A 26,189-nucleotide genomic window follows, 5' to 3' on the forward strand; every position below is an offset into this window, starting at 1 on the left:
TTCCGGTGCCCTTTGAGCACCGAACCGGCGCATGAAAATACGGTCGCTCTGCAGCCTTCAAGCTTATCGGTGCAATAGCGTGCCGATACCGATATGAATTGTTCCCCTGACCGGAACAGCAATGTGGCAGGTGGAGACCTTGCCCTCACTCATAAAAAGCGCTCTGTTAGAGCGCAGCTCGAGATGCATAGGCTGTATTACTTTTTGCTTCAAAATTAAAGGAAATCGCAATGAAAAAAACTCTGATCACCCTGGCAGTTCTGGCAGCAGCCACTGGCGTAGCCCAAGCTCAATCGAGCGTTGTTATCTACGGTACCGTTGACGCTGGTTTCGTCAGCGAGCGCGGCGGCAAAGCCGGCACCGTCAACAAAATCGATAGCGGCATTGCTTCGGCTTCGCGTATCGGCTTCAAAGGCACCGAAGATCTGGGCAGCGGCCTGTCGGCACTGTTCGTTCTGGAATCGGGTTTCAAAGTTGATTCCGGTTCGCAAGAAGGCGACGCTCTGTTTGGCCGTCAAGCCTATGTTGGCCTGAGCAGCAAAACGGCTGGTACCGTAACCCTGGGTCGTCAATACACCCCTTGGTACAACACCCTGTCGAAAGTTGCTGATCCATTCGCAGCTGGTTACTCGGGTTCCGCCAAGAACTTGTTCCCAGCAGCCACGACCCGTACCAGCAACACCGTGCTGTACACCTCGCCAAACTTCAGCGGTTTCGATGCTGACGTTGCTTACAGCGCCGGCAACAACGGCCAAGAGAGCCTGGTATCCAGCAAAATCGGTCGCCAAATGGGCGCATCGGTTGGCTACGCCAACGGTCCTTTGAACGCACGTGTTGCTTACAACACCACCAGCAACGAAACCGCAATCAGCGATGCTGGCAGCGCACGTAACTGGCTGGTAGCCGCTAACTACGACTTCACCGTTGTGAAAGCGTATGCTGCATACGGCGTCAACAAAGGTGCAAACAGCTCGCTGCGTAACAACGGCAATGTTGATTTCTACAACACCGCATCGCGTGGCGGCTTTAGCGACGACAGCACCACCGCTCTGATCGGCGCAACCGTACCAGTTGGTCCAGCTGGCACCGTGATGGCTTCGGTTATCCACGTCAACGACAAATCGGGCATCAACGCCGATGCGAACCAGTTCGCACTGGGCTACTCGTACGCTCTGTCGAAGCGCACCAGCACCTACGCTTCGTACGCTAAAATCTCGAACAAAAACAACGCTGGTTACACCGTTGGTAACAACAGCAATGTTGGTTCGGGCGACCAAGCGTTCAACGTTGGTGTTCGTCACTCGTTCTAATATTCGCGCAAGCGAAGCTTAGTACCGCTGCCAGCATCCCTTCGGGGATGCTGATAAGCAAGGAAACGCGTCTCCAGGCTAGTCCTGGCGGCGCGTTTTTGCATTGGCGGCGCCAGTTATAATGGCACCGTTACTCAAGTAAAGGAATGCCATGTATTCATACACCTCGCCACGCCTGGCCGCCTTGCTGGCCGCGCTGCTGCTCGCGGGCGCCACGGGCGCCGCTGTCGCCGCCGTCAAGGGCAAGAAACCGGCCGGACTGGAACGCTACGGCGTGGCCGTCTATTCCGACCTGTGCCTGCAAAAGGATAGCGGCGAAATCGGCGGCCAGCGCGTCACCCTGCACCGTTTTGCCGAGGCCGATTCCGTCATCTATGAATTCACGGCAGGCGCCCTGAGCTGGCCCATCGTGGCCAACGACGTCAATCTGGACGCCGCCACGGGCGCCTTCGACTTCACCATCGCCGGCGCCGACAGCGAAGAACGCACCATCGTCGGCAAGTTTTCGAAGGATGGGCAGACCCTGACCCTGGAAGGCGATTACTGTGGCGGCAATGTGCGCATGCCCATGAAGCTGAGCCGCGTGCGCGATTTCGGCCGTCCCCTGAAAAATTGCACGCCATGCCCGCCGATGCCGCAAGCGCCGGCCGAGACAGTGCCTGCCGAGGAAAGCGCGCCAGCGCCCGCTGCCTGAGCGATTACCGCTGTCAAAAACAACAAAGGCCCGGTATTGACCGGGCCTTTGTCATTTTCAGCGTTACCAGGGGCTTACTTTGCCGCCTGCGCCTTTTCCGCCGTGGCGCGGATGGTGGCGAGCGTTGCGTTTGGCGTGATCAGATTGCCGTCGTAGCGCAGCTCGATCAAGGCCGGCAGATTGTGCGCCCTGGCGTGCGCCAGCGCCCGTTGCAGGGCAGGGGCGAACGCTTCTGTCGTATTCACCACTTCGCCATGCGCGCCATACGCTTGCGCCAGTGCCGCGAAATCCGGGTTGTGCAGGGTCGTGCCCGATACGCGGCCCGGGTAATCGCGTTCCTGGTGCATGCGGATGGTGCCGAACATCTGGTTATTGAAGACGATGATGACCACGCCCGCCTGGTATTGCACGGCGGTGGCCAGTTCTTGCCCATTCATCATGTATTCGCCATCGCCGGCAAAGGTGATCACGGTGCGCTCGGGATGCACGATCTTCGCCGCCACGCCGGACGGCACGCCGTAGCCCATGGCGCCGTTGGTCGGCGCCAGCTGCGTGCGCAGGCCGCCGTAGCGATAAAAACGGTGCGCCCACGAGGCGTAATTGCCGGCGCCGTTCGTCAGGATGGTGTCGGCCGGCACTTGCGCCATGATCTCTTGCGTGACTTGCCACAGGTCCAGCGGCGCCTGGCCATCCTGGAAGATGGGCGGCTGCTGCTGGTAGGCGGCCAGTTCGGCCTTCGCTTCGGCCGGCGTATGTTTCCATGCGGAAGCGTCGACGGGCGCCATGGCGGCCAGCATGGCGCACACTTGCGGCATGCCGCTGTTGATCATCAGTTCGGCCTGGTAGACGCTGCCCAGTTCCTCGGCATCCGTATGGATGTGCACCAGGCGCTGGCGCGGCACGGGCGAGTCGAACAGGGTGTAGCCGCCCGTCGTCATTTCACCGAGGCGCGGGCCGATGGCGATGACGAGGTCGGCATTTTTCACGCGCGCGGCCAGTTTCGGGTTGATGCCGATGCCGACGTCGCCGATGTAATTCGGGTGGGCATTGTCGAGCAAGTCCTGGAAACGGAAGGCGCAGGCGACGGGCAGGTGGTTGCTTTCCGCGAACTGTTGCAGGTCGGCGCACGCTTGCGGCGTCCAGGTGGTGCCGCCCAGCAAGACCAGCGGCTGCCTGGCGGTCGCCAGCATGCCGCGCAGCTGCTGCAGCTGGGCGCTGGACGGCGCCGCCTGCACCGGCTGGTAGGCGCGCGTGTCGGCGACAGTCGCCATGGAAATGAGCATGTCTTCCGGCAGGGCCAGCACGACGGGGCCGGGCCGCCCGCTGGTGGCCACCTGGAAGGCGCGCGCCAGGTATTCGGGGATGCGTTCGGCGCGGTCGATCTGCGCCACCCACTTGGCCATCTGGCCGTACATGCGGCGGTAGTCGATTTCCTGGAACGCTTCGCGGTCGACGAAATCATTGCCCACCTGGCCGATGAGCAGGATCATCGGCGTGGAATCCTGGTAGGCCGTGTGCACGCCGATCGAGGCGTTGGTGGCGCCCGGTCCGCGCGTGACGAAGCAGATGCCCGGCTTGCCCGTCAGTTTGCCGTAGGCTTCTGCCATGAAGGCGGCGCCGCCTTCCTGGCGGTTGATGATGAAGCGGATGCCCGAATCGTGCAGGGCGTCGAGCACGTCGAGGTAGCTTTCGCCAGGCACGCCAAAGGCGGTGTCGACACCGTGGATCTGCAGGGCATCGACCAGGATCTGGCCGCCGGTACGGGATTGTTGCGTCATGTTCGGCTCTTTATATTCTAGTGGGTGGCAAAGAAATGGGGCAAGCTGCTTGCATGCGCCTGCATGCGCCTGCATGCAAGCAGCTTGCCTCATTCTATGTGAGCCGATTTGGCCCGGCTTTTGAAATGGCGACACCGAATTACACAATCCCCCGACTGGCGTGCCGCGCTTTTGCAGAAACATGCTGCGGCGCGGTACAATGGCGGGTGAAGCAGGCCAGACAGTCGCTGGCCGGCGCAGCAATGCGCTGGCGGGAGGAAGGTCCGGACTCCATAGAGCGGGGTGACGGTTAACGGCCGTCCGCTGAAAGCCGTAAGGTATAAGGCGAGGAATAGGGCCACAGAGACGAGCGTATTAAGTTACGGTGAAACGCGGTAACCTCCACCTGGTGCAATTTCAAATAGGCACGCGATGATGCTGCTCGCGGAGCGTGCGGGTAGAAAGCTTGAGCGCCCGAGTAATCTGGCGCCTAGAGGAATGACTGTCATAGCGCCGACCTGCAAGGGAAGGCGCCGTAACAAAATCCGGCCTACCGGCCTGCTTCACTTGAATTCCCGTTCCCTGGCTTGCCAGGGGGCATCCCGGCCGCGGCGCTTTGCCTGCCGCGCGCCACCCCAAAAGCCCCCGCAACGGGGCTTTTTTTGTTTCTAAAATTATAGTACTTAAGATAAAGTTGTATATACAACTAAAAGTGAGCAATTGGTTAAAGTTTCCCGCCTACAATTAATTGCTGCATTGCAAAAATAGTTTTCCTGCGTCAGGCCAGCCCTCGAAAACAGCGCCGGTACGCGCCATGGATGATTATTTTTTGCTTTAAACCAAGTCTTTCGCAGCGGCTGATTGCTGTTGTGCCCGGATGACGAAAGTATTGTCATGTGTCAACTAACTGTAAAAAATTCAATTTTTCGATTTCGTTTTTTTCGATGTTTACGGTAGGAAAACACATGTGTGCAGATGAGGTACCACATTCACTATCTTTCATAAGTATCTAATTTATCGATATATTTTTATTTGAGACTCCTTCAACGATATGCGCTAAGTCCTTAATTTCATTAATAAAATTCCTGTTTTGCCAATCGGAAACCGCTTGACCACTATCTTTGCTTCCTCTAAAGTGGGCAACTGTGTGAAAAAGTGTGTTTTTGTGGGAAATTTTCCCTTTTCATCATGATGCGCAAGCGTCGCAACCCAAGCTCAAAAAAGGTCTTCCGTGTTTCAAGGCGCGTCCGCAATCAATCTCGATGCCAAAGGCAGGATGTCTATCCCTGCCAAGCACCGTGACGCGCTGGCGATTCAATGCGAAGGCCGTTTGACCCTGACCAAACACCCCGATGGCTGCCTGCTGTTTTTCCCCCGTCCCGTGTGGGAAAGCCACCGCCAGCAAATCGCCGCCTGGCCCATGTCGGCGCGCGCCTGGCAGCGCATCTTCCTCGGCAATGCCGTCGACGTCGAGCTCGACTCGGCCGGCCGTGTGCTGATCTCGCCCGAATTGCGCAACGCCGTCGGGCTGGCGCGCGAAGTCATGATGATCGGCATGGGCAGCCACTTTGAAATATGGGATGCCGCCAAGTTGGCTGAAAAAGAACAGCAGGCGATCGATGCCGGCACCCCCGATGTACTTTCCAATTTTTCTTTCTAAGGCTCCGTAATGACACAACTCACGGTGCCGGAATTTCAGCATCGCACGGTGCTGCTCGATGAAGCGGTCGATGCGCTCGACCTGTCGGGCGACCGCGCGCACGGCGTTTACGTCGACGGCACGTTTGGCCGCGGCGGCCATAGCCGCTTGATCCTGTCGCGCCTGGCCGATGACGCGCGCCTGATCGGCTTCGACAAGGATTTGCAAGCCATCGCCACGGCCGAACAGATCGCCGACCCCCGTTTCCAGATCGTCCATGACAGCTTTGCCACCATGACGGCCAGCCTGGCCGAGCGCGGCGTGCAGCAGGTGGACGGCATTTTGCTCGACCTGGGCATCTCGTCGCCACAGGTCGACGACGCGGCGCGCGGTTTCAGCTTCCGCAATGACGGACCGCTGGACATGCGCATGGATACCACGCGCGGCATCTCCGCAGCCGAATGGCTGGCGGTGGAAACCGAGCAGAATTTAGAGAAAGTGATACGCGATTATGGGGAAGAACGGTTTGCTTTTCAGATTGCAAAGGCGATTGTTGCTGGCCGGGCAGTCCAGCCAATTTCAAGCACACGACAGCTTGCCGGCATCGTGGCAGGCGCCGTCAAGACCCGCGAGAAGGGTAAGGACCCCGCTACCCGCACCTTTCAGGCCATACGCATTTTCATTAACAAAGAGCTCGAGGATCTCGAGATCGGCCTGAACCAGGCGTATGCCTGCCTGGCGCCCGGCGCGCGCATGGCCGTGATCAGCTTTCACTCGCTGGAAGACCGCATGGTCAAGCGTTTCTTCGCCTCAAAGGCGAACGTGGAGCAGCCTGACCGCCGCCTGCCGATCCGCGCGGTCGACTTGCCGCAGCCGAAAATGAAGCTGATTTCGAAGATGAAACCGTCCGACGCCGAGATCGAGGGCAACCCGCGCTCGCGTTCGGCCGTGATGCGCGTGGCGCAGCGTCTGCCCATTCCAGTCAGTGGCGGCGCCCGATGACTGGCAAGCTGTGTGTCGTGCTGTCGGCCCTGCTGGTGTGCTGCGGCCTGTCGCTGGTGAACGCGCAGTACCAGTCGCGCCACCTGCTGATCGACCTGGAGCGCGCGCAAGCGCTGTCGCGCCAGCTCGACATCGACTGGGCGCAACTGCAGCTGGACCAGTCCACTTTGGGCAAGCATGAACGCATCGAATCGATCGCGCGGCGCGACCTGAGCATGACGCCGCTGACGGCGGCGCGTACGCAATACCTGACGGAGGGCGAATAATGAAGTTGGGCGGTAATAGCAACGGCCGGGTGGCGGCATCGAAAGGCGTGCCATTCTCGAAGAACCCCGTACTGGCGGTGCGTCTGCCCGTCTGGCGTTCGCGCGTCGTGCTGTTCCTGCTGTTCTTCGCTTTCGCCGGCCTGGGCGCGCGCGCCCTGTGGCTGCAGGGCGTGTCGACGCAGTTCCTGCAAAAACAGGGCAAGGCGCGCTATGAACGCACCCTGGAATTGCCGGCCACGCGCGGCAAGATCACCGACCGCAACGGCCAGGTGCTCGCCTCGTCCGTCCCCGTGAAAGCCATCTGGGCCATTCCCGACGACGTGCTGCAGGCGTCGCCCGAAAAAATCAATGCGCTGGCCGGCCTGCTGGAAATGAACGTCAACGAATTGCGCAAGAAGCTAGATTCGGACCGCAGCTTCGTTTACCTGAAACGCCAGGTCGAGATGGACGTGGCCGACAAGATTTCCAAGCTGGGCATCGACGGCATCGACGAACGCAAGGAATACAAGCGCTTCTATCCACAGGGCGAAGTGATGACCCACGTGGTGGGCTTTACCAACGTGGAAGACGTGGGCCAGGAAAGCATGGAACTTGCGCAGCAGAAAACCCTCGTCGGCACCACCGGCAGCCGCCGCGTGATCAAGGACCGCCTGGGCCACATCGTCGAAGACATCGGCTTCATCCACGAACCGCATGACGGCAAGGACCTGACCCTGTCCGTCGACAGCAAGATCCAGTACATCGCCTTCACGCAGCTGAAGGAAGCGGTGGAAAAATTCAATGCCAAGGCCGGCGGCGCCGTGGTGCTCGACGTGCACACGGGCGAAGTGCTGGCCCTGGCCAATTACCCCAGCTACGACCCGAACGACCGCCGCAAGCTCACGGGCCAGCAGCTGCGCAACCGCGTCATGACCGATACCTTCGAGCCTGGTTCGACTTTGAAACCGATCACGGTCTCGCTGGCGCTCGATACGGGCCGGGTCAAGCCGGGCACCCTGATCGACACGGGCCCGGGCCGCTACACCATCGCCGACCGCACGATTACCGACACCAAGCCGCACGGCGTGATCAATGTCTCGGAAATCATCGAAATGTCGTCGAACATCGGCACCTCGAAAATCGCGCTGGGCATGCCGTCGCAGGAAATGTGGGAAATGTTTACCAAGGTGGGCTTCGGCCAGCAGCCGAAATGGGGCTTCCCCGGCGCCGTGGCCGGCAGGGTGCGTCCGTATAAATCGTGGCGCCCGGTGGAGCAGGCGACCATGAGCTACGGTAACGGCATTTCCGTGTCGCTGATCCAGCTGGCGCGTTCTTACATGATGTTCGCGCGCGATGGCGACACGATTCCCCTGTCATTCCAGAAGGTCAATGAACTGCCCGTGGGCCAGCAAGTGATCAAGCCGAAGACGGCCGCCGAAATGCGCGCCATGCTCGAACTCGTCGTCTCCGGCGCGCACGGCTCGGCCAAGCGCGCCCAGGTCGCCGGCTACCGCGTGGGCGGCAAGACGGGTACCGCCTATAAAGTGGAAAACGGCCGCTATGCGATGCCGCGCAAATACATCGGCTCTTTCGTGGGCATGGTGCCAATGTCGGCGCCGCGCTTCATCATTGCCGTGATGATCGATGAACCGACCGGCCCCGCCCACTATGGCGGCCAGGTTGCCGCTCCCGCTTTCGCGGCGATTGCGACCAACGCGCTGCGCGCGATGAACGTACCGCCCGATTCCTCCGTTACCGAAATCGTGGTCCCGGCCAATGCCGGCCCGGAGGCCATGTGAAGTCACTCATGACCATACAAGACATCAGTTTGTGGATCAAAGCGGCCGCCCCGTCCGGGCAGCTGACGTCCGATTCGCGCCGCGTGCAGCGCGGCGACGTGTTTTTCGCCTATGCGGGCGCCACGCATTTCATCGAAGCCGCCATCGAGCAGGGCGCCGCCGCCATCGTGCATGACGCCGTGGAGTGGAACGCCGCCTGGAGCGTGCCGCACTTGCTGGTCAGCGACCTGAAACGCCTGGCCGGCCCCGTGGCGCATGCCTTTTACGACATGCCCGACAGCGCCATGTTCAGCGCCGGCGTGACGGGCACGAATGGCAAGACTTCGTGTGCGCTGTGGCTTGCGCAAGCCCTTGCGCGCCTCGGTGAAACATCGTCCGTCATCGGTACCCTGGGCGTGGGCCTGTGCAAGCCGCGCGGCGCCATTGAATTCGACGTCACCGGCTACACCACGCCGGACGCCGTGCTGCTGGCGCGCAAACTGGCCGCCATGCGCGACGCCGGCGCCAAGGCCGTTGCCATCGAAGTGTCATCGATCGGCCTGGATCAGGACCGCGCGGCCGGCATGCATTTCGACGTCGCCATGTTTACCAATCTGACGCGCGACCACCTCGACTACCATGGCGACATGGCGGCCTACGAGGCGGCCAAGGTCAAACTGTTCGACTGGCCCGGCCTGAAAACGGCCGTCATCAACCTGGACGACGCCATGGGCCTGCGCCTGGCGCGCCACGTGGACGGCAAGCTGGCCGGAGAATATCCCGTCATCGGCTACACCTTGCAGGATGCGGCCAGCTTGCCCGATTTGCCGGGCGTGCTGATGCTGCGCGCCAGCCAGTTCCGCAGCCGCCATGCCGGCACCGACTTCCACCTGGAATGCGCGCTGGGCTTGGCATTGATCAAGACGCAGCTGGTGGGCCACTTCAATATCAGCAACGCGCTGGCCGTGCTGGGCGCCTTGCTGGCGCACGGCACCGGCCTGCGCGCCGCCATCGACGGCATCGAATCGCTGCAGCCGGCCCCGGGCCGCATGCAGCAGGTGGGCGGTCAGGAAGCGCCGATGGTCGTCATCGATTACGCGCATACGCCGGACGCGCTGGAAAAAACCCTGGCTGCCTTGCGCCAGGTGGCGCAGGAGCGTGGCGGCCAGCTGTGGTGCGTGTTCGGCTGCGGCGGCGACCGCGATCCGGGCAAGCGTCCGCAGATGGGCGCCATCGCGCAGCTGGCCGATCATGTGCTGGTCACCAGCGACAATCCGCGCAGCGAAGACCCGCACGCCATCATCGCGCAGATCGTCGCCGGCATGCGTGCCGACGGTCCGCAGCCGCAAGCCATCGAAGACCGCGCCGGCGCCATTTTGTCGGCCATCAAGCACGCCGCCAAGCCGGACGTGATCCTGTTGGCGGGCAAGGGCCATGAGCCGTACCAGGAAATCAAGGGCAAGAAACTGCCGTTCTCCGATGCCGACCATGCGCAGCTGGCCCTGTCCGCGCGCCTGACGATGATGAGGACGAACTGATGCGCACGACCCTGACGGAACTGATGCCATCGCTGCAAGGCGCGCAGCTGACGGGCGACGCCGTTTTTGACGGCGTCTCCACCGACAGCCGCAGCGCCCCAGCCGGTTCGCTGTTCGTCGCCCTGCGCGGCGAGAGTTTCGACGCCCACGATTTCCTCGGCCAGGTGGCCGCGCGCGGCGTCGCCGCCGTGGTGGTCGAGCGCCTGCCTGAAGGCTGGGACAGCGGCAAGGTGCCGGCCATCGTGGTGGCCGATACCCTGGTGGCGCTGGGCCGCATCGCCAACCACTGGCGCGGCCGTTTCAATTTACCCGTCATCGGTGTCACCGGCAGCAATGGCAAGACCACCGTCAAGGAGATGATTTCGGCCATCCTGGCGGCGGCCTTTGGCGAAGAGGGCCGGCTGGCCACGCGCGGCAACCTGAATAATGAAATCGGCGTGCCATTGACCCTGTTCCGCCTGAGCGAGCAGCACAAGGCGGCCGTCATCGAGATGGGCATGAACCATCCTGGCGAGATCGCCCGCCTGGCCGCGATTGCCGCGCCGACGCTGGCGATGGTCAACAACGCGCAGCGCGAGCATCAGGAATTCATGCATACGGTGGAAGCCGTGGCGCGCGAGAACGGCGCGGTGCTGGCAGCCCTGGCGCATGACGGCGTGGCCGTCTTCCCGCATGGCGATGAATATACGCCCGTGTGGCGCGAGCTGGCCGGCGCGCGCGCCGTCATCACCTTCGGCCTGTCGAAAGAGGCGGACGTCAGTTGCACGCACCGCGCGGCCGAGGATTTTGGCAGCGACCTGTTCGTCAGCGTACGTGCACCGGACGGCAGCTTGCGCCAGTTCTTTGTCGGCTTGCAGGCGGCCGGCGAACACAACGTGCGCAATGCGCTGGCGGCCGTGGCATGCGCGATCGGCGCCGGCATCGCGCCAGAACAGATCAAGCAGGGCCTGGAGGCGTTTTCTCCCGTGAATGGCCGCCTGCAGAAAAAACGTGCCGCCAACGGCGCCACCATCATCGATGACACGTATAACGCCAATCCCGATTCGGCGCGCGCGGCCATCGATGTGCTGGCGCAGGCAGCGGCACCGCGCATCCTGGTGCTGGGCGAGATGGGCGAAGTCGGCACGCAGGGGCAGCAGTTCCACGAAGAGATCGGCGCTTACGCCGCCGCCAAAGGCATCGAACACGTGCTGGCGACGGGCGGCCTGGCGCGCCATCTGGTCAATCCGGTGCAGGAAGCCGCGAGCCAGGAATCAGGCACGGTCGTGGAGTATTTCGAACAGTTCGACGGTTTGCTGGCGGCGCTCGATGCGCATTTGTCCGGCCGTTCGGATGCAACAGTATTAATCAAGGGCTCCCGTTTCATGAAGATGGAACGGGCCGTGCAGCATTTGATTGGTTCAAACAACAATAACAAGGAAGCTCACTAATCATGCTGCTCTGGCTCGCTCATTATTTCCAGGACGACATTGGCCCACTGCGGGTCTTTAACTTCATCACGTTCCGCGCCGTCTTCGCCACCTTGACGGCGATCCTGATCGGCCTGTGCGCCGGTCCCGCCGTGATCCGCATGCTCACGCGCATGAAGGTCGGCCAGGCCGTGCGTACGGACGGCCCGCAAACGCATCTGAAAAAACACGGCACCCCCACCATGGGCGGTGTGCTGATTCTCATCGCCATCGGCATTTCCACCTTGCTGTGGGCCGACCTGTCGAACCGCTTCATCTGGCCCGTGCTGATCGTCACCCTGGGCTTTGGCGCCATCGGCTGGGCCGACGACTACCGCAAGGTGGTGCACCAGGATCCGGAAGGCATGCGCTCGCGCGAGAAATACTTCTGGCAGTCGCTGATCGGCCTCGCCGCCGCCTTTTACCTGGCGTTTTCCGTCTCCATCTCCGAGCCCAATGCCGGCCAGGTGTGGAATCTGATCTACGCCTGGGTGCAATCGGGCTTCGCCATGGACTTGCCGCCGAAGGCCGATCTGATCGTCCCGTTCTTCAAGACCATCAGCTATCCGCTGGGCGTGTGGGGCTTCATCGCGCTGACCTATTGCGTCATCGTCGGCACCAGCAACGCCGTCAATTTCACCGACGGCCTCGATGGTCTGGCCATCATGCCAACCGTGATGGTGGGCACGGCTCTGGGCCTGTTCGCCTATCTGACGGGTAACGCCACGTATGCGCGCTACCTGTTCATCCCGCACATTCCTGGCGCCGGCGAGCTGGTGATCTTCTGCGGCGCGCTGGCCGGTTCCGGCCTGGCCTTCCTCTGGTATAACACGCACCCCGCGAAAGTGTTCATGGGCGACGTGGGCGCGCTGGCACTGGGCGGCGCATTGGGTACCGTCGCCGTCATCGTGCGCCAGGAAATCGTCCTGTTCATCATGGGCGGCATCTTCGTCGTTGAAACGCTGTCCGTGATCATCCAGGTCGTCTGGTTCAAGTACACCAAGAAGCGCTTTGGCGTTGGCCGCCGCGTCTTCCTGATGGCGCCATTGCATCACCATTTTGAACAAAAAGGCTGGAAGGAGACGCAGGTTGTCGTGCGTTTCTGGATCATCACCATGATGCTGGTGCTGCTCGGCCTGACCACCTTGAAGCTGCGCTGATGATGTACGACGCTAAAACCGCACTGGTACTGGGCCTCGGGGAGTCAGGCCTGGCCATGGCCCTGTGGCTGGCCCGCAGCGGTGCGACCGTGCGGGTAGCCGATACAAGGGAAACCCCGGAGCGCCTGGCAGCCTTGCAGGCCGCCGTGCCGCAGGCGCAGTTCATCGCCGGCGCCTTCACGGCCGACCTGCTCGATGGCGTCGACTTCGTCGCCGTCAGCCCTGGCCTGGCACCTGGCCGCGAACTGGCGGCAATCGCGCCGGCCGCAGTTGAAAAAAATATCCCCGTGTGGGGCGAGATCGAACTGTTCGCGCAGGCGCTGGCCGCGCTCAAGGCGGAACGCGGCTATGCGCCGAAAGTCATCGCCATCACTGGCACGAATGGCAAGACGACCGTCACCAGCCTGGTAGGCCTGCTGTGCGAACGCGCGGGATTGCTCACGCGCGTAGCCGGCAATATCAGCCCGGCCGCACTGGACGTGCTGCGCGAAGTGCTCGATGCCGAACCGGCGCCGCAGCCTGTGGCTGAAGGAGAAGAAGCCGCCGAAGCCGTCGCCAGCACCTTGCCGCAGGCGTGGATCCTGGAGCTATCGAGCTTCCAGCTGCACACGACGTTCAGCCTGCAGGCCGATGCGGCCACGGTCTTGAATCTGTCGCAGGACCACCTGGACTGGCATGGCGACATGGCGGCCTACGCTGCCGACAAGGCGCGCATCTTCGGCGACCAGACCGTGCGCATCCTGAACCGCGACGATGCGCTTGTGATGCACATGGCCGATCCGCTGGCCGAGACGATCACCTTCGGCACGGGCGAGCCGGCGGAAGTCGACAGCTTTGGCCTGGTGAATGAACGGGGCATCTTCTGGCTGGCGCAGGCCGTGCCCAGCGAAGAAGTGATCGAGAAAAAACGCAGAAAGAACGATCCGGCGCCGGAACCGGTGCCGACGATGGCGAAAAAACTGATGCCGGCCGACGCGCTGAAAATCCGCGGCCAGCACAATGCCGCGAATGCGCTGGCGGCGCTGGCCCTGTGCCGCGCCATCGGCTTGCCATTCGCGCCGCTGCTGCATGGCTTGCGCGAATACCAGGGCGAGCCGCACCGCGTGGAACTGATCACGGCCGTCAATGAAGTCGAGTATTACGACGACAGCAAGGGCACGAACGTGGGCGCGACGGTAGCCGCCCTGTTTGGCCTGGGCAAGGCGTTTGGCGGCGCGGAACAGCGTCTGGTGCTGATCGCCGGCGGCGACGGCAAGGGGCAGGATTTCTCGCCCCTGGCCGAACCCGTGTCGCGCTACGTGCGCGCCGTGGTGCTGATCGGGCGCGATGCGCCAGCCTTGCGCGCGGCGCTTGAACCGTCCGGCGTGGACATCGTCGACTGCGCCAGCTTGCCGGAAGCCGTCAAGCGCGCCAGCAGCCTGGCGCTGGCCGGCGATTGCGTGCTGCTGTCTCCCGCGTGCGCCAGCCTGGACATGTTCAAGAACTATGCGCACCGCGCGCAGGTGTTTGTTGACGCCGTGCGCGACATCGCCCTGGAAAACGGACAGGATATCTGATGGCCTTCCAACTGCCCTTCAGCTTTGGTTCCGGCTCGGCTGCCAAGCCGCTGGATAGCCGCGCGCGGCAGTCGAAGATGATGGACTATGACAAGCCGCTGGTATGGGTCGTTCTGCTACTCATGTTGCTGGGCATGGTGATGGTGTATTCGGCGTCGATTTCGCTGTCGGATGCGCGCAAGTTCGCCGCCTACACGAACAATTATTTCGTCGTGCGCCAGGCGCTGTTCATCGGTATTTCGATCATTGTCGGCGCGCTGGTGTTCCGCATCCCCGTCGCCACCTGGCAAAAGATGGCGCCGTGGCTGTTCATCGGCACCCTGGTGCTGCTGGTGATGGTCTTGATACCGGGCCTGGGCGTGTCGGTCAATGGCGGTCGCCGCTGGCTGAACCTGCCGGGCCTGCGGCCGCAGCCGTCCGAGCTGATGAAGGTGGTGATGGTGCTGTACGCGGCCGACTACACGGTGCGCAAGCAGGAATACATGCACAAGCTGACCAAGGGTTTCATGCCGATGGCGCTGGCCGTCAGCTTCGTCGGCCTGCTGCTGCTGATGGAGCCCGACCTCGGTGCTTTCGGCGTGATCGTCTGCATCGCCATGGGCATCCTGTTTTTGGGCGGCGTCAACGCCATCTGGTTCGGCGGCATCGGCGCCATGCTGACGGCGATCTTCGTCACCATCATCGCCCTGTCGAAATTCCGCCGCGAGCGGTTTTTTGCGTATCTCGATCCGTGGCAGGAAGACAATGCGCTGAACAAGGCGTATCAGCTGACGCACTCCTTGATCGCCTTCGGGCGCGGCGAGCTGTTTGGCGTGGGACTGGGCGGCAGCGTGGAAAAGCTGCATTACCTGCCCGAAGCGCATACGGACTTCTTGCTGGCCGTGATCGGCGAGGAACTGGGCCTGGTCGGCGTGCTGGTCGTGATCGGCATGTTTTACTGGATTATCAAGCGGGCGTTCGACATCGGCCGCCAGGCGATCGCCATCGACCAGACCTTCGCGGGACTGACGGCGAAGGGCATCGCCATCTGGATCGGCGTGCAGACCTTCATCAACATGGGCGTGAACCTGGGCCTGCTGCCGACCAAGGGCCTGACCTTGCCCTTGATGAGCTATGGCGGCACGGGCGTACTGATTAACTGTATCGGCCTGGCGATCCTGCTGCGCATCGACTACGAAAACCGGATCCTGATGCGCGGGGGCCGGCTATGAACAACGTGACGAACTTGAAAACGACAAAAAGACTGATGATCATGGCGGCCGGCACCGGCGGCCATATTTTCCCGGGCCTGGCGATTGCGCAGACGATGCGCGCGCGCGGCTGGGAAGTGAGCTGGCTGGGCACGACCCATGGCATGGAGCAGGACCTGGTGCCGAAGAGCGGCATTCCCATGGACGCCATCGCGTTCTCCGGCATGCGCGGCAAGGGCCTGGCGCATACGCTCAAGGGCGGCTTCAAAATGCTGGCCAGTTTCTTTGCCATCCGCCGTTTCATCGCCAGCCGCAAGCCGGACGTGGTGATGGGCATGGGCGGCTACGTCACCGTGCCGGGCGGCCTGATGGCGCGCCTGAAGGGCGTGCCGCTGGTGCTGGTCAATGCCGACGCGGCGCTGCTGTTGTCGAACAAGACCCTGGTGCCGCTGGCGCAGCAGGTGTGCTTCGGCTTTCCCGCCGATTTCGGCAGCGCCGCCGGCAAGGCCGTCGTCACGGGCAATCCCGTGCGCGCCGAGATCCTCGCCATGGCGCCGCCAGCCGCGCGCTTCGCGGGCCGCAGTGGACCGCTGCGCATCCTGGTGGTCGGCGGCAGCCTGGGCGCGAAAGCGCTGAATGATAATCTGCCTGCCGCGCTGGCGCTGATGCCGGAAGCCGAGCGTCCGCTGGTGACGCACCAGTCGGGCAAGAAGAATATCGACGCCCTGCATGCCGCATATGCGCAGGCGGGCGTGCAAGCCAATGTGGTCGACTTCATCGACGACATGGCCAAGGCGTATACCGAGGCCGACCTGGTGATTTGCCGCGCAGGCGCGATCACCCTGTCGGAATTGACGGCGGCCGGCGTGGCCAGCGTGCTCGTGCCGCTGGTGGCGTCGACCACCAGCCACCAGCGCGACAACGCGCAATGGATGGCGAAACAAGGCGCGGCGATTCATCTGCCGCAGACGGAAATGAGCGCGGCGTCGCTGAGCACATTGCTGACGTCCTTGACGCGGGATACCTGCCAGCACATGGCGCAAGCGGCGCTGGCAGCAGGCAAGCGCGACGCCAATGAGGCGATCGCACACGTATTGGAAAAACTGGCATGAGGTTAGCTCTGTGAAGCATAAAGTAAACAATATCCACTTTGTCGGCATTGGCGGCAGCGGCATGAGCGGCATTGCCGAAGTGCTGGTCAACCTCGGCTACAAGGTGTCGGGTTCGGACCTGGGCAGCAATGCGGCGACGCAGCGCCTGGCGAGCCTGGGCGCGACCGTCATGCTGGGTCACGCGGCCGAGAACATCGGCGACGCCGATGCGGTGGTGACGTCGGGCGCCGTCCCGCAAGACAACCCGGAAGTGGCGGCCGCGCGCGCGCGCAAGATTCCGCTGGTGCCGCGCGCCGTGATGCTCGGCGAGTTGATGCGTTTGAAACGCGGCATTGCGATTGCCGGCACGCACGGCAAGACGACGACCACCAGCCTGGTCGCCTCCGTGCTGGCGCAGGGCGGTCTCGACCCTACTTTCGTCATCGGCGGCCGTTTGACCAGCGCCGGCGCGAACGCCAAGCTGGGCTCGGGCGACTATCTGGTGGCCGAAGCCGATGAATCGGACGCCTCGTTCCTGAATCTGACGCCGATGATCGAAGTGATCACGAATATCGACGCCGATCACATGGATACCTACGAGCACGATTTCGAAAAGCTCAAGCAGGCCTTCGTGCAGTTCACGCACCGCTTGCCTTTCTATGGCCGCGCCATGCTGTGCATCGACGATCCGCACGTACGCGCCATCATCCCGTCCGTCACCAAGCCGGTCACCACCTACGGTTTCGCGGAAGACGCGCAAGTGCGCGCCATCAACGCGCGTGCCGTGGGCCTGGAAATGCATTTCACGGTGCTGCAGGAAGGCTATCCCGACCTGGACGTGGTGCTGAACCAGCCGGGCATGCACAATGTGCAGAATGCCTGCTCGGCGATCGCCATCGCGCGCGAAATCGGCATCGCCGACAGCGCCACGCAGCAAGGCCTGGCGGAATTTTCCGGCGTGGGCCGCCGCTTCACGCGCTACGGCGACGTGGCGCTGCCGAACGGCGGCAGCTTCGCGCTGGTCGACGATTTCGGCCATCACCCTGTGGAAACGGAAGTGACCCTGGCCGCCGCGCGCGCCGCCTATCCGGGCCGCCGCCTGGTGCTGGCGTTCCAGCCGCACCGCTACAGCCGCACACGCGACCTGTTCGAAGATTTCGTGAAAGTGCTCGGTGCGCCCGACGTATTGCTGCTGTCCGAAGTGTATGCGGCAGGCGAAGCGCCTATCGTCGCCGCCGACGGCCGCGCCCTGGCGCATGCGCTGCGCGCGCGCGGCAAGATCGAACCGATTTTCGTCGAATCCATGAAGGACATGGCCGACACCATCATGAGCGTGGCGCGCGACGGCGACGTCGTGCTGACCATGGGCGCGGGCTCGATCAGCGGCATCCCGCAACAACTGACTACGTATCCATCCAACACTGTAAAGGCCTGACGTGAACCAAGCTTCAGCTATCGACGTAAAACAATTGGGCAAGGTCGGCGTCCTGTTCGGCGGCAGTTCGGCCGAGCGCGAAGTGTCGCTGATGTCCGGCACGGGCGTGCTGGCGGCACTGAAAAGCCGTGGCGTGGACGCGCACGCGTTCGACACGGGTGAACGCAGCCTGGCCGAACTGGCCGCTGAACAATTCGACCGCGTCTTCATCGCGCTGCACGGCCGCTTCGGCGAAGACGGCAGCCTGCAGGGCGCGCTGGAACAGCTGGGCATTCCCTACACGGGCAGCGGCGTGATGGCTTGCGCGGTGGGCATGGACAAGGTTTACACCAAGATGATCTGGCTGATGCATCAACTGCCGACGCCACAGTACGCGGTGCTCGATGACAGCTCCGACCTGGCCAAGGTCGCCGCGGAACTGGGCTTGCCGCTGATCGTCAAGCCGCCGCACGAAGGTTCGAGCATCGGCATCACCACCGTCAACGAAGCATCGGCCTTCCAGGCAGCCTACGATATCGCCGCCGGTCTCGATGATTCGGTGCTGGCCGAGGAATTCATCACGGGCCGCGAATTCACCGTCGCGATCCTGGGCAAGGGCGCCACGGCGCGCGCGCTGCCGCCGATTGAGATCGTCGCGCCGCAAGGCAATTACGATTACCAGAACAAGTACTTCACGGATGACACGCAGTATTTCTGCCCGCCGCAGCTGGACCCGGCGATCGTGGCGGAGATGGAACGCATCGCCGTGGCAGCCTACCGCGCCCTCGGCTGCGAAGGCTGGGGACGGGTCGACGTGCTGATGCGCGCGGCCGACAGCAAGCTGTTCCTGCTGGAAGTGAATACCTCGCCCGGCATGACGGGTCACTCGCTCGTGCCGATGGCGGCGCGCGCGGTGGGCATCAGCTATGAAGACCTGTGCCTGGAAATCGTCGCTGGCGCGCGTCTGAAAATGCACAAGGGACAGCACTGATATGTGGCATGACGCTAAAAGCCTCAATACGACTGCCAACGGCTTGCTGGCCGCGGTTCTGGTCGTGTGCGTGGCGGCCGGCGTCTGGTGGGTGTCGCAGCGTCCCATGTTCGACCTGCGCACGATCAAGGTGGAAAGCGCGGACGACAAGGGCCTGCGCCACGTGAATTACCTGACCCTGCGCAGCGGCACCTTGGGCCGCATCAAGGGCAACTTCTTCACGACCAACCTGGAAAGCGTGCGCGGCGTGTTTGAATCGGTGCCCTGGGTACGCCGTGCCAGCGTGCGGCGCGAGTGGCCGAACCAGCTGATCGTGGCGCTGGAAGAACACGAAGCGCTGGGCACCTGGGGCGAGGACGGGCGTTTGCTGTCGGTCAAGGGCGACGTGTTTACGGCCAATGTGGCCGAAGCGGAAGACGACCATGAATTGCCAGCGTTTGCCGGCCCCGATGGCAGCGAAAAGGAAGTACTGGCCACCTACGTGCAGCTGGCCAAGTGGTTTGCGCCGCTGAAGATGGTGCCGGAAACCCTGTCGCTGTCGAGCCGCTATGCGTGGACCGTGAAACTGGATAACGGCATGAGCGTGGCGCTGGGGCGCGAACAGAATCATACGACCCTGAAGGCGCGGGTCGACCGGCTGGTGGGCATCTATCCGCAACTGGCGAGCCGGCTGGAAAATATCGACACGATCGATATGCGCTACCAGAATGGCCTGGCGCTCAGTTCCGCCGGCCTGGTGATACCGGCCGAAGGCAAGGATGGAAAGCCAGTCATGAAGAAGAAAAACAGTAGTCCGGTTAAAAAACCGACTTAACCGAATAATTTTAATTTATAGCCCATACAGTAGGCGACAGAAATGACAAAAGACGCGAAAAACCTGATCGTCGGCCTCGACATCGGCACCTCGAAAGTGGTGGCGGTGGTAGCCGAAGTGATGTCCGACGGGCGCCACGAAGTGATCGGGCTGGGCCAGCACGAATCGAAGGGCCTGAAAAAAGGCGTGGTGGTCAATATCGAGGCCACGGTGGAGTCCATCCAGCGCGCGCTGGAAGAGGCCGAGCTGATGGCCGACTGCAAGATCCGCAATGTGTACGCGGGCATTGCGGGCAGCCATATCCGCAGCTTCAATTCCAGCGGCATGGTGGCCATCAAGGACAAGGAAGTGACGGCGACCGACGTGGCGCGCGTCATCGAGACGGCAAAAGCGGTTAACATTCCGACCGATCAGCAATTGCTGCACACGGTGCCGCAAGAGTTCATCGTCGACAGCCAGGAAGATGTTCGCGAGCCTATCGGCATGAGCGGCATCCGCCTGGAGGTGAAGGTGCATATCGTCACCGGCGCCGTGTCGGCGGTGCAGAACATCGTCAAGTGCGTGCGCCGCTGCGGCCTGGAAGTATCGGACCTGATCCTGCAGCCGATGGCGTCCGCCGATGCGGTGCTCACGCCCGACGAGAAGGAACTGGGCGTGGTGCTGATCGACATCGGCGGCGGCACGACCGATGTGGCGGTATTTTCCGATGGCGCGATCCGCCATACGGCAGTCATCCCCATCGCCGGCGACCAGATCACCAACGACATCGCCATGGCCTTGCGCACCCCGACCGCGGAAGCGGAAGAAATCAAGATCCGCTATGGCGTGGCCAAGCAGGTCCTGGCCGATCCCGGCGAATCGCTGGAAGTGCCTGGACTGGGCGACCGCGGCCCGCGCAACCTGTCGCGCCAGGCGCTGGCGGCCGTGATCGAACCGCGCGTCGAAGAACTGTTCGCCATGGTGCACCAGGTGGTGCGCGAATCCGGCTACGAGGGCGTGCTGTCGTCGGGCATCGTGCTCACGGGCGGCACCTCCATCATGCCCGGCATGGTGGAAATGGCGGAAGACATTTTCCTGAAACCGGCGCGCCTTGGCACGCCCGAGTATCGGGGCCAGCTGGCCGACGTGGTGCGCAGTCCGCGCTATGCCACGGTATTGGGCCTGCTGCTGGAAGCGAAGAAGCAATACCTGCGCGGCCACATCGTGACGCGTCAGGACGGCTCGGTGAAGGCAGTCTGGCAGCGCATGAAGGAATGGTTTTTAGGGAATTTTTAAGGGCATGATTTGCGCCCGGCAGTACAGGTTTTTTGGCAGCATCGCAGGTACACACACATAACTTTATTTTATATTTAACCGCAGTTTTCAATCTCCAGTTCTCCTACCAATATGAGGCCTGGCGCTTGGAAACCGCATCTGATAGGAGCACATCATGGAGTTCGATATGGTCGATAACACAGCTTTAGGTACCGTCATCAAGGTCGTCGGCGTCGGCGGTGCGGGTGGCAATGCAGTCCAACACATGATCAACAAAGGCATGTCGGGTGTGGAGTTCATTGCCGCCAACACCGACGCACAGGCCCTGTCGACATCGAAAGCCCATAACATCATCCAGATCGGCGATACCGGTCTGGGCGCCGGCATGAAGCCTGCCGTCGGCCGCCAGTTGGCCGAAGAATCGCGCGCGCGCATCGCCGATTCGCTGCGCGGCGCGCACATGGTCTTCATCGCCGCCGGCATGGGCGGCGGCACGGGCACGGGCGCCGCTCCCATCGTGGCCGAAGTGGCCAAGGAACTGGGCGCGCTGACGGTGGCCGTGGTATCGAAACCGTTCTCGTACGAAGGCCAGAAGTGCATGGACATCGCCGACGAAGGCCTGGAGCAGCTGTCCCTGCACGTCGACTCGCTGATCATCATCCTCAACGAAAAGCTGGAAGAGATCTACGAAGACGAAAGCATGCTGGAATGGATGCAGCACGCCGATGATGTGCTCAACAACGCGGTGGCCGGCATTGCCGAGATCATCAACGTGCCTGGCCATATCAACGTCGACTTCAACGACGTGAAAACCATCATGGGCGAGCAGGGCAAGGCCATGATGGGCACGGCGACGGCGTCCGGTGTCGACCGCGCGCGTATCGCCGCCGAACAGGCTGTCGCTTCGCCGCTGCTGGACGGTATCGACCTGTCCGGCGCGCGCGGCGTGCTGGTCAACGTCACGGCCAGCCGTGGCTTGAAAGGTAAAGAGATCAAGGAAGTCATGGCTGCCGTGCGCGCGTTTGCCGCGCCGGACGCGTCGATCGCGCAGGGTATCGCCTACGACGACGCCATGGGCGACGACATCCGCGTGACCGTGGTGGCCACGGGTCTGGGCCGTGCGAAGAAAAACATCCAGCTGGTACCGCAGCAAGTGCTGCGCACCGGTACCCACAACAGCCCGTTGACCCCATCGGCTGCCATGGGTAGCGCGCAGGCGGCGACGACGACGGTTGGCGTGGCCACGCCGGCCGCCGGTTTCGACGGCATGAAGGCGCCGGCAGTATGGCGCCGCGAATCGGCTTCCGAGCAAGTGCGCGCGATGGAAAAGAATGGCATGGAGACGTACGACATTCCAGCCTTCCTGCGCAAACAGGCTGACTAAGGTGGTTTGATGTATGCAACGATGACGGCGGCCTGAGGGTCGCCGTTTTTTTGCCGGTTTTTGACTTTTGACTTTGCCTTTCCGGCCATTTTCTGCACAAATACGGCAAGTCAGGCATACTATCGCGCAGTGTCGGCATCATGCCGGCAGCATCCTCAACCGACAGTACACAAGGAGTCAACATGACCATCAAGATCGGCGACACCCTGCCAGAAGGCACCCTGGCTGAATTCATCGAAAGCGAAACCGAAGGTTGCGCACTGGGCCCGAACACGTTCAACGTGCAAGACCTGGTCAAGGGCAAGAAGATCGCCATCTTCGGCCTGCCAGGCGCCTACACCCCGACCTGCTCCGCACAGCACGTGCCAGGCTACGTGCAGCACGCTGCCGACCTGAAAGCCAAAGGCGTCGATGAAATCTGGTGCATCTCCGTCAACGATGCGTTCGTGATGGGCGCCTGGGGCCGCGATCAGAAAGCCACCGGCATCGTGCGCATGATGGCTGACGGTAATGCCGCTTACAGCAAGGCACTGGGCCTGGACGCCGATTTCTCCAAGCACGGCATGGGCACGCGCTCGCAGCGCTACTCGCTGCTGGTCGACAATGGCGTCGTGACGCAATTGAACGTCGAGCAGGGCGGCAAGTTTGAAGTATCGAATGCCGAGACGCTGCTGGGCCAGCTGGCTTAAGCAGAGCGTAGGCTGGGTAGGCCTGTGTAGGCCGGCGTAGGTCGGCTTAGCGCAGCGTAAGCCGACGTGCTGAGTTGTCATCACGTTTGCTGTGGCATCGTTGGATTACGCGCTACGCGCTAATCCAACCTACGCGTAAATCAAAACGGCGCCATCGGCGCCGTTTTGACGTTTACTGTACCGACGGTTTTGTTGCCTCGAACATGGCCGCATCGATGCTGAACGAATAATCGTCCTGCAGCGCGAAATATGTTCTCGCTTCCTCGGGCGCGCCATCGAACAGGTTGCGGATGGCCGCCACTCTTTCGCTTGGTGTGCGCATGCGCGCCACCCATTCATCGAACTGCATCGTCAGCTTCCACACGCTGCGCAAGCTGTGGCTAAAACCTGCGTTGTCGAACTTGGCACCCCATTCGCAGGTGCGGTAGTCGCGCACGTGGGACGCGTCGCGCAGCATTTCCACCGCCTGCAAGGTGCTGTCGTACAGGGCCGTCTTGGGCGCGACGATGTCGACCACGAGCAAGGTGCCGTTCGGGCGCAGCACGCGCCACGCTTCCGCCAGTGCTCCCGCCACGTCGTTCCAGTGGTGCGCGGAAAAGCGCGTGACGACCATGTCGAAGCTGGCGTCGGCAAACGGCAGGCGCGCCACGTCGCCCTGCTGCGTGCTGATGTTGTGCAAGCCGCGCTGCGCCTTCGCGTGGTCGACGACGTCGAGCATGGGCTGGGCCAGGTCGTAGGCGACTACCGATTGCGCCACGGGAGCGACGGCAAAGCTGGCGTGGCCAGCGCCGCAGCCCAGGTCGAGCACCACCGGTTTGCCGTGGCGGCGCGCGCATTCCTGCATCAGCACCAGGTCGGCGCCTTGCGCGTGGACGGCGCTGCTCAGGTAGGCGTTGGCCGTCTTGCCAAACTCTTCGGTAACGACATCGTGCTGCTGCATGGTTTTCTCCTGGTGATGGGTGAGTTCCTGCAGAATAGGGATAAAATTATCCTGTAACAAGACCATAACTTATACTGGTATATTTACTACCATGCAGCCTTGCCATGTCGAACAAACTCGCTGAATTCATCCGCGCCCGGCGCGAAGCCGTCACCCCCGCCATGGCTGGCTTGCCCGGTGGCGGGCGGCGGCGCACGCCGGGCTTGCGGCGCGAAGAGCTGGCGCAGCTGTGCGACGTCAGTCCCACCTGGCTGACGTGGCTGGAGCAGGGGCGGCCCGTGTCGGCCTCGGCCAAGATGCTGGCCCGCCTGGCGCAGGTGCTGCAGCTGAGCGCGGCCGAGCGCGCCTATCTGTTCGAGGTGGCCGATAAGCATGACCCCAGTCATGGGACGGGCGAGGGCGGGGGGCCTGCCAGCGCCGAACTGGCCGCCATCGTGTCCGCCATCGACGCGCCCGCGTACATCCTCGACCGGGAATGGAACGCCGTGGCGTGGAACGGGGCCGCGTCCACCTTGTTTGCTGGCTGGCTGCAGGCAGGGGAGGGCGCGCCGAACCAACTGCGCTTCATGTTCCTCGATGCGGCTGCGCGCGAGCTCGTCGTCGGTTGGCCCGAGCGGGCGCGCCGCCTGGTGGCGGAGTTCCGCGCCGATATCGGTCGCCACGCAGACCAGGCGCCACTGGCCGGCCTGATTGCGGAACTGACCGGCGCCAGCCTGGAATTCCGGCTGTGGTGGAGTGCGCAGCAAGTACTGGGGCGCGATGGCGGCTTGCGCAGCTTCCAGCATCCGCTGCAGGGTGCGCTCAGTTTCAACCAGGTGACCTTGCACCTGGCGCGCCAGCATGAACTGAAGCTGGTGATGCTGTTGCCTGTGTCGTAGACGTCACTCGCGTGCTTGCCAGGTCCCGGCGTGCTCGTGCCGCTCTGCACCTGCAATGCGCGCTTGCATGGCTGCTGTCATGTGGACATTGCGCTGGGCGTCAACCATCAGCACTTCTTTCAGGTCGAGTTTTTCCGCCATCGCTTGCCAGTCTCGGGGGCCGGTGATGAACAGCGGTTTGGAGTGGCCGTCCGAGCGCAGGCCAGGGTCGCGGCCGCCGCTGGCGATGATGGTGACCGAAGCGACCAGATCGATCGGGTAGCCGCTGCGCGGGTCGATGATGTGCGGGCGGCGCTTGCCGTCCTTCATGAAGTAGCGTTCATAGTCACCGCTGGTGCCGATCGCTTCGTTGTCGCGCAAAGCGATCTGCGCAACTGTCCCGGCGCCACGCGGATCGCGGATGCCGACCTGCCACGGTCGTTCACCGGGCTGGCCGATGGCGATGACGTTGCCACCGATGTTGACCAGCGCCGCCTTGACGTGCGCTTCGCGCAGCAGCGCGGCGGCGCGGTCGAGCGCGTAACCTTTGGCGTAGCCGCCGAGGTCGATCATGACGGCAGGGTTGACGCTGCTGATGATGTTGCCGTTGTAGCGCAGGTCGGACAGCGATGGCCGCGCGTCGACCCAGCGCTTGATCTCGGCGGCCGGCGGTCCCTGCGCGCCGATGTCGTTTTTCTGGAAGCCCCACAGCCTGATCAGATGCCCAATGGTGGGGTTGAACAGCAGGCCGGAACGCACTGACAGCTTCTCGGCCGATTTTAGCAGGCCGACCATTTCAGCGTCGGCGCGCATTGGCTCGCCTTTGGCGATGCTGTCGTTGAGGGCGGTGAGCATGCTTGGCTCCCACGCGTGGAATTTACGGTGCAGGCGATCGAATTCTCTCAATACCTCGGCGCCAAGCAGGTCGGCGCGCTGCTGCGAACCACCGTAGATGGTGATGTCGACCGTGGTGCCGAACACGTGGCCCCGGGTTTTGTAGAGGCGTTCCTCGCCGGAACAAGCAGTCAGGAACAGCAGTAGCGCCAGCAGCGTGCGGGTGAACATGGAATGTCTCCGGGTGTGGCCGCCGCGCGCAGGCGGCGGCCAGCAGTTTTAATTGCTCTTGGCGACCATGTAGTCGACCAGTGCTTTCACTTCATCATCCTTCAGGCCTGGATTGCCGCCGCGTGGCGGCATCATTTTCACGCCGTTGATGGCGCTCAGGTACAGCGCCGGCTTGCCTTTGGCGATACGCGGTTTCCATCCCGCCTTGTCGCCAACCTTGGGCGCGCCCATGATGCCGCTGCCGTGGCAGGCCAGGCAGGTGGTGGAGTAGGTTTTCTCAACCTTGGCGGCGTCCGGCGCGGCGGCGGCGCTGGTGGCAGAGGTGATGGCTGCCAGCATTGCTGCCAGTGCAAGTAGTTTCTTCATGGTCTGT

At 62.6% G+C, this 26,189-nt stretch carries 23 protein-coding genes and 1 other RNA gene; 20 read left to right on the forward strand and 4 right to left on the reverse strand.

Annotated elements, in window-relative coordinates; all coding sequences use genetic code 11:
• Positions 1 to 230: 230 nt before the first annotated feature.
• Both HWE17_RS05710 and HWE17_RS05715 read left to right on the forward strand, forming a co-directional pair.
• Positions 231 to 1,310: a porin gene (locus HWE17_RS05710; protein WP_099403258.1), complete on the forward strand. Its 1,080-nt coding sequence runs from the start codon at positions 231 to 233 to the stop codon at positions 1,308 to 1,310.
• A gap of 151 nt (positions 1,311 to 1,461) precedes the next feature.
• Positions 1,462 to 2,004: a hypothetical protein gene (locus HWE17_RS05715; RefSeq protein WP_176388110.1), complete on the forward strand. Its 543-nt coding sequence runs from the start codon at positions 1,462 to 1,464 to the stop codon at positions 2,002 to 2,004.
• 74 nt (positions 2,005 to 2,078) lie between these two features.
• Here HWE17_RS05715 and HWE17_RS05720 read toward each other — a convergent pair whose 3' ends face one another.
• Positions 2,079 to 3,782, reverse strand: a complete 1,704-nt coding sequence (locus HWE17_RS05720; protein WP_176388111.1) for a thiamine pyrophosphate-binding protein — start codon at positions 3,780 to 3,782, stop codon at positions 2,079 to 2,081.
• Positions 3,783 to 3,990: 208 nt separating this feature from the next.
• Here HWE17_RS05720 and rnpB point away from each other — a divergent pair.
• From rnpB to HWE17_RS05805, 17 genes are all read left to right on the forward strand, one after another.
• Positions 3,991 to 4,330: RNase P RNA component class A (rnpB, locus tag HWE17_RS05725), an RNA gene on the forward strand.
• 662 nt (positions 4,331 to 4,992) lie between these two features.
• Complete coding sequence (gene mraZ / locus HWE17_RS05730) at positions 4,993 to 5,421, forward strand: division/cell wall cluster transcriptional repressor MraZ (RefSeq protein WP_035824821.1); 429 nt, start codon at positions 4,993 to 4,995, stop codon at positions 5,419 to 5,421.
• Between the two features lie 9 nt (positions 5,422 to 5,430).
• The gene (gene rsmH, locus HWE17_RS05735; protein ID WP_176388112.1) at positions 5,431 to 6,402 is read left to right on the forward strand and encodes a 16S rRNA (cytosine(1402)-N(4))-methyltransferase RsmH; all 972 of its coding nucleotides are present in this window, start codon (positions 5,431 to 5,433) and stop codon (positions 6,400 to 6,402) included.
• The gene (gene ftsL, locus HWE17_RS05740; RefSeq protein ID WP_034748894.1) at positions 6,399 to 6,668 is read left to right on the forward strand and encodes a cell division protein FtsL; all 270 of its coding nucleotides are present in this window, start codon (positions 6,399 to 6,401) and stop codon (positions 6,666 to 6,668) included. The genes rsmH and ftsL overlap by 4 nt, the downstream gene beginning before the upstream one ends.
• A complete protein-coding gene (locus tag HWE17_RS05745; protein WP_034748891.1) occupies positions 6,668 to 8,446 on the forward strand; it encodes a penicillin-binding protein 2 in 1,779 nt (592 codons plus the stop codon). The genes ftsL and HWE17_RS05745 overlap by 1 nt, the downstream gene beginning before the upstream one ends.
• Before the next feature lie 8 nt (positions 8,447 to 8,454).
• The gene (locus HWE17_RS05750; protein ID WP_176388113.1) at positions 8,455 to 9,963 is read left to right on the forward strand and encodes a UDP-N-acetylmuramoyl-L-alanyl-D-glutamate--2,6-diaminopimelate ligase; all 1,509 of its coding nucleotides are present in this window, start codon (positions 8,455 to 8,457) and stop codon (positions 9,961 to 9,963) included.
• Positions 9,963 to 11,393 (forward strand): UDP-N-acetylmuramoyl-tripeptide--D-alanyl-D-alanine ligase, encoded by a 1,431-nt coding sequence (gene murF, locus HWE17_RS05755; RefSeq protein WP_176388114.1) that lies wholly within the window; start codon positions 9,963 to 9,965, stop codon positions 11,391 to 11,393. The genes HWE17_RS05750 and murF overlap by 1 nt, the downstream gene beginning before the upstream one ends.
• Before the next feature lie 2 nt (positions 11,394 to 11,395).
• Positions 11,396 to 12,571: a phospho-N-acetylmuramoyl-pentapeptide-transferase gene (gene mraY / locus HWE17_RS05760; RefSeq protein WP_099379770.1), complete on the forward strand. Its 1,176-nt coding sequence runs from the start codon at positions 11,396 to 11,398 to the stop codon at positions 12,569 to 12,571.
• The gene (murD, locus tag HWE17_RS05765; RefSeq protein WP_176388115.1) at positions 12,571 to 14,127 is read left to right on the forward strand and encodes a UDP-N-acetylmuramoyl-L-alanine--D-glutamate ligase; all 1,557 of its coding nucleotides are present in this window, start codon (positions 12,571 to 12,573) and stop codon (positions 14,125 to 14,127) included. Before mraY ends, murD begins: the two co-directional genes overlap by 1 nt.
• A complete protein-coding gene (gene ftsW / locus HWE17_RS05770) occupies positions 14,127 to 15,338 on the forward strand; it encodes a putative lipid II flippase FtsW (protein ID WP_035824835.1) in 1,212 nt (403 codons plus the stop codon). The genes murD and ftsW overlap by 1 nt, the downstream gene beginning before the upstream one ends.
• A complete protein-coding gene (gene murG / locus HWE17_RS05775) occupies positions 15,335 to 16,429 on the forward strand; it encodes an undecaprenyldiphospho-muramoylpentapeptide beta-N-acetylglucosaminyltransferase (protein ID WP_176388116.1) in 1,095 nt (364 codons plus the stop codon). Before ftsW ends, murG begins: the two co-directional genes overlap by 4 nt.
• 10 nt (positions 16,430 to 16,439) lie before the next feature.
• Entirely contained in the window at positions 16,440 to 17,843 is a 1,404-nt protein-coding gene (murC, locus tag HWE17_RS05780) for a UDP-N-acetylmuramate--L-alanine ligase (protein ID WP_034748872.1), read from the forward strand.
• Between the two features lies 1 nt (position 17,844).
• Positions 17,845 to 18,813 carry a D-alanine--D-alanine ligase gene (locus HWE17_RS05785; protein WP_369681707.1) on the forward strand — a complete coding sequence of 323 codons (969 nt, stop codon included), beginning with the start codon at positions 17,845 to 17,847 and terminating at the stop codon, positions 18,811 to 18,813.
• A 1-nt stretch (position 18,814) separates the two neighbouring features.
• Positions 18,815 to 19,627 carry a cell division protein FtsQ/DivIB gene (locus HWE17_RS05790; RefSeq protein WP_035824841.1) on the forward strand — a complete coding sequence of 271 codons (813 nt, stop codon included), beginning with the start codon at positions 18,815 to 18,817 and terminating at the stop codon, positions 19,625 to 19,627.
• A gap of 42 nt (positions 19,628 to 19,669) precedes the next feature.
• Entirely contained in the window at positions 19,670 to 20,902 is a 1,233-nt protein-coding gene (ftsA, locus tag HWE17_RS05795; protein WP_010394955.1) for a cell division protein FtsA, read from the forward strand.
• 154 nt (positions 20,903 to 21,056) lie between these two features.
• Positions 21,057 to 22,265, forward strand: a complete 1,209-nt coding sequence (ftsZ, locus tag HWE17_RS05800) for a cell division protein FtsZ (protein ID WP_034784974.1) — start codon at positions 21,057 to 21,059, stop codon at positions 22,263 to 22,265.
• Between the two features lie 182 nt (positions 22,266 to 22,447).
• Entirely contained in the window at positions 22,448 to 22,954 is a 507-nt protein-coding gene (locus tag HWE17_RS05805) for a peroxiredoxin (RefSeq protein ID WP_176388117.1), read from the forward strand.
• A 172-nt stretch (positions 22,955 to 23,126) separates the two neighbouring features.
• On the opposite strand, the gene HWE17_RS05810 is transcribed toward HWE17_RS05805, so the two are convergent.
• Positions 23,127 to 23,894 carry a class I SAM-dependent methyltransferase gene (locus tag HWE17_RS05810; RefSeq protein ID WP_176388118.1) on the reverse strand — a complete coding sequence of 256 codons (768 nt, stop codon included), beginning with the start codon at positions 23,892 to 23,894 and terminating at the stop codon, positions 23,127 to 23,129.
• 104 nt (positions 23,895 to 23,998) lie between these two features.
• Between HWE17_RS05810 and HWE17_RS05815 the strand changes: the two genes are divergently transcribed.
• Positions 23,999 to 24,772, forward strand: a complete 774-nt coding sequence (locus HWE17_RS05815; protein ID WP_176388119.1) for a helix-turn-helix transcriptional regulator — start codon at positions 23,999 to 24,001, stop codon at positions 24,770 to 24,772.
• A gap of 3 nt (positions 24,773 to 24,775) precedes the next feature.
• Here HWE17_RS05815 and HWE17_RS05820 read toward each other — a convergent pair whose 3' ends face one another.
• Both HWE17_RS05820 and HWE17_RS05825 read right to left on the reverse strand, forming a co-directional pair.
• Positions 24,776 to 25,816 (reverse strand): FAD:protein FMN transferase, encoded by a 1,041-nt coding sequence (locus HWE17_RS05820; RefSeq protein WP_100875650.1) that lies wholly within the window; start codon positions 25,814 to 25,816, stop codon positions 24,776 to 24,778.
• 48 nt (positions 25,817 to 25,864) lie between these two features.
• Complete coding sequence (locus HWE17_RS05825) at positions 25,865 to 26,182, reverse strand: cytochrome c5 family protein (protein WP_034748852.1); 318 nt, start codon at positions 26,180 to 26,182, stop codon at positions 25,865 to 25,867.
• Between the last annotated feature and the right edge of the window lie 7 nt (positions 26,183 to 26,189).

It is taken from the genome of Janthinobacterium sp. BJB401, assembly GCF_013372745.1.
Taxonomy (GTDB): domain Bacteria; phylum Pseudomonadota; class Gammaproteobacteria; order Burkholderiales; family Burkholderiaceae_D; genus Janthinobacterium; species Janthinobacterium rivuli.

Coding starts and splice junctions, on each gene's coding strand:
- murD (WP_176388115.1), top strand. CDS start 12,571: ATGATGTACGACGCTAAAACCGCACTGGTACTGGGCCTCGGGGAGTCA.
- rsmH (WP_176388112.1), top strand. CDS start 5,431: ATGACACAACTCACGGTGCCGGAATTTCAGCATCGCACGGTGCTGCTC.
- HWE17_RS05790 (WP_035824841.1), top strand. CDS start 18,815: ATGTGGCATGACGCTAAAAGCCTCAATACGACTGCCAACGGCTTGCTG.
- murF (WP_176388114.1), top strand. CDS start 9,963: ATGCGCACGACCCTGACGGAACTGATGCCATCGCTGCAAGGCGCGCAG.
- HWE17_RS05815 (WP_176388119.1), top strand. CDS start 23,999: ATGTCGAACAAACTCGCTGAATTCATCCGCGCCCGGCGCGAAGCCGTC.
- ftsL (WP_034748894.1), top strand. CDS start 6,399: ATGACTGGCAAGCTGTGTGTCGTGCTGTCGGCCCTGCTGGTGTGCTGC.
- mraY (WP_099379770.1), top strand. CDS start 11,396: ATGCTGCTCTGGCTCGCTCATTATTTCCAGGACGACATTGGCCCACTG.
- ftsW (WP_035824835.1), top strand. CDS start 14,127: ATGGCCTTCCAACTGCCCTTCAGCTTTGGTTCCGGCTCGGCTGCCAAG.
- ftsA (WP_010394955.1), top strand. CDS start 19,670: ATGACAAAAGACGCGAAAAACCTGATCGTCGGCCTCGACATCGGCACC.
- HWE17_RS05720 (WP_176388111.1), bottom strand. CDS start 3,782: ATGACGCAACAATCCCGTACCGGCGGCCAGATCCTGGTCGATGCCCTG.
- murG (WP_176388116.1), top strand. CDS start 15,335: ATGAACAACGTGACGAACTTGAAAACGACAAAAAGACTGATGATCATG.
- HWE17_RS05805 (WP_176388117.1), top strand. CDS start 22,448: ATGACCATCAAGATCGGCGACACCCTGCCAGAAGGCACCCTGGCTGAA.
- ftsZ (WP_034784974.1), top strand. CDS start 21,057: ATGGAGTTCGATATGGTCGATAACACAGCTTTAGGTACCGTCATCAAG.
- HWE17_RS05715 (WP_176388110.1), top strand. CDS start 1,462: ATGTATTCATACACCTCGCCACGCCTGGCCGCCTTGCTGGCCGCGCTG.
- HWE17_RS05710 (WP_099403258.1), top strand. CDS start 231: ATGAAAAAAACTCTGATCACCCTGGCAGTTCTGGCAGCAGCCACTGGC.
- HWE17_RS05750 (WP_176388113.1), top strand. CDS start 8,455: ATGACCATACAAGACATCAGTTTGTGGATCAAAGCGGCCGCCCCGTCC.
- HWE17_RS05810 (WP_176388118.1), bottom strand. CDS start 23,894: ATGCAGCAGCACGATGTCGTTACCGAAGAGTTTGGCAAGACGGCCAAC.
- HWE17_RS05825 (WP_034748852.1), bottom strand. CDS start 26,182: ATGAAGAAACTACTTGCACTGGCAGCAATGCTGGCAGCCATCACCTCT.
- HWE17_RS05820 (WP_100875650.1), bottom strand. CDS start 25,816: ATGTTCACCCGCACGCTGCTGGCGCTACTGCTGTTCCTGACTGCTTGT.
- HWE17_RS05745 (WP_034748891.1), top strand. CDS start 6,668: ATGAAGTTGGGCGGTAATAGCAACGGCCGGGTGGCGGCATCGAAAGGC.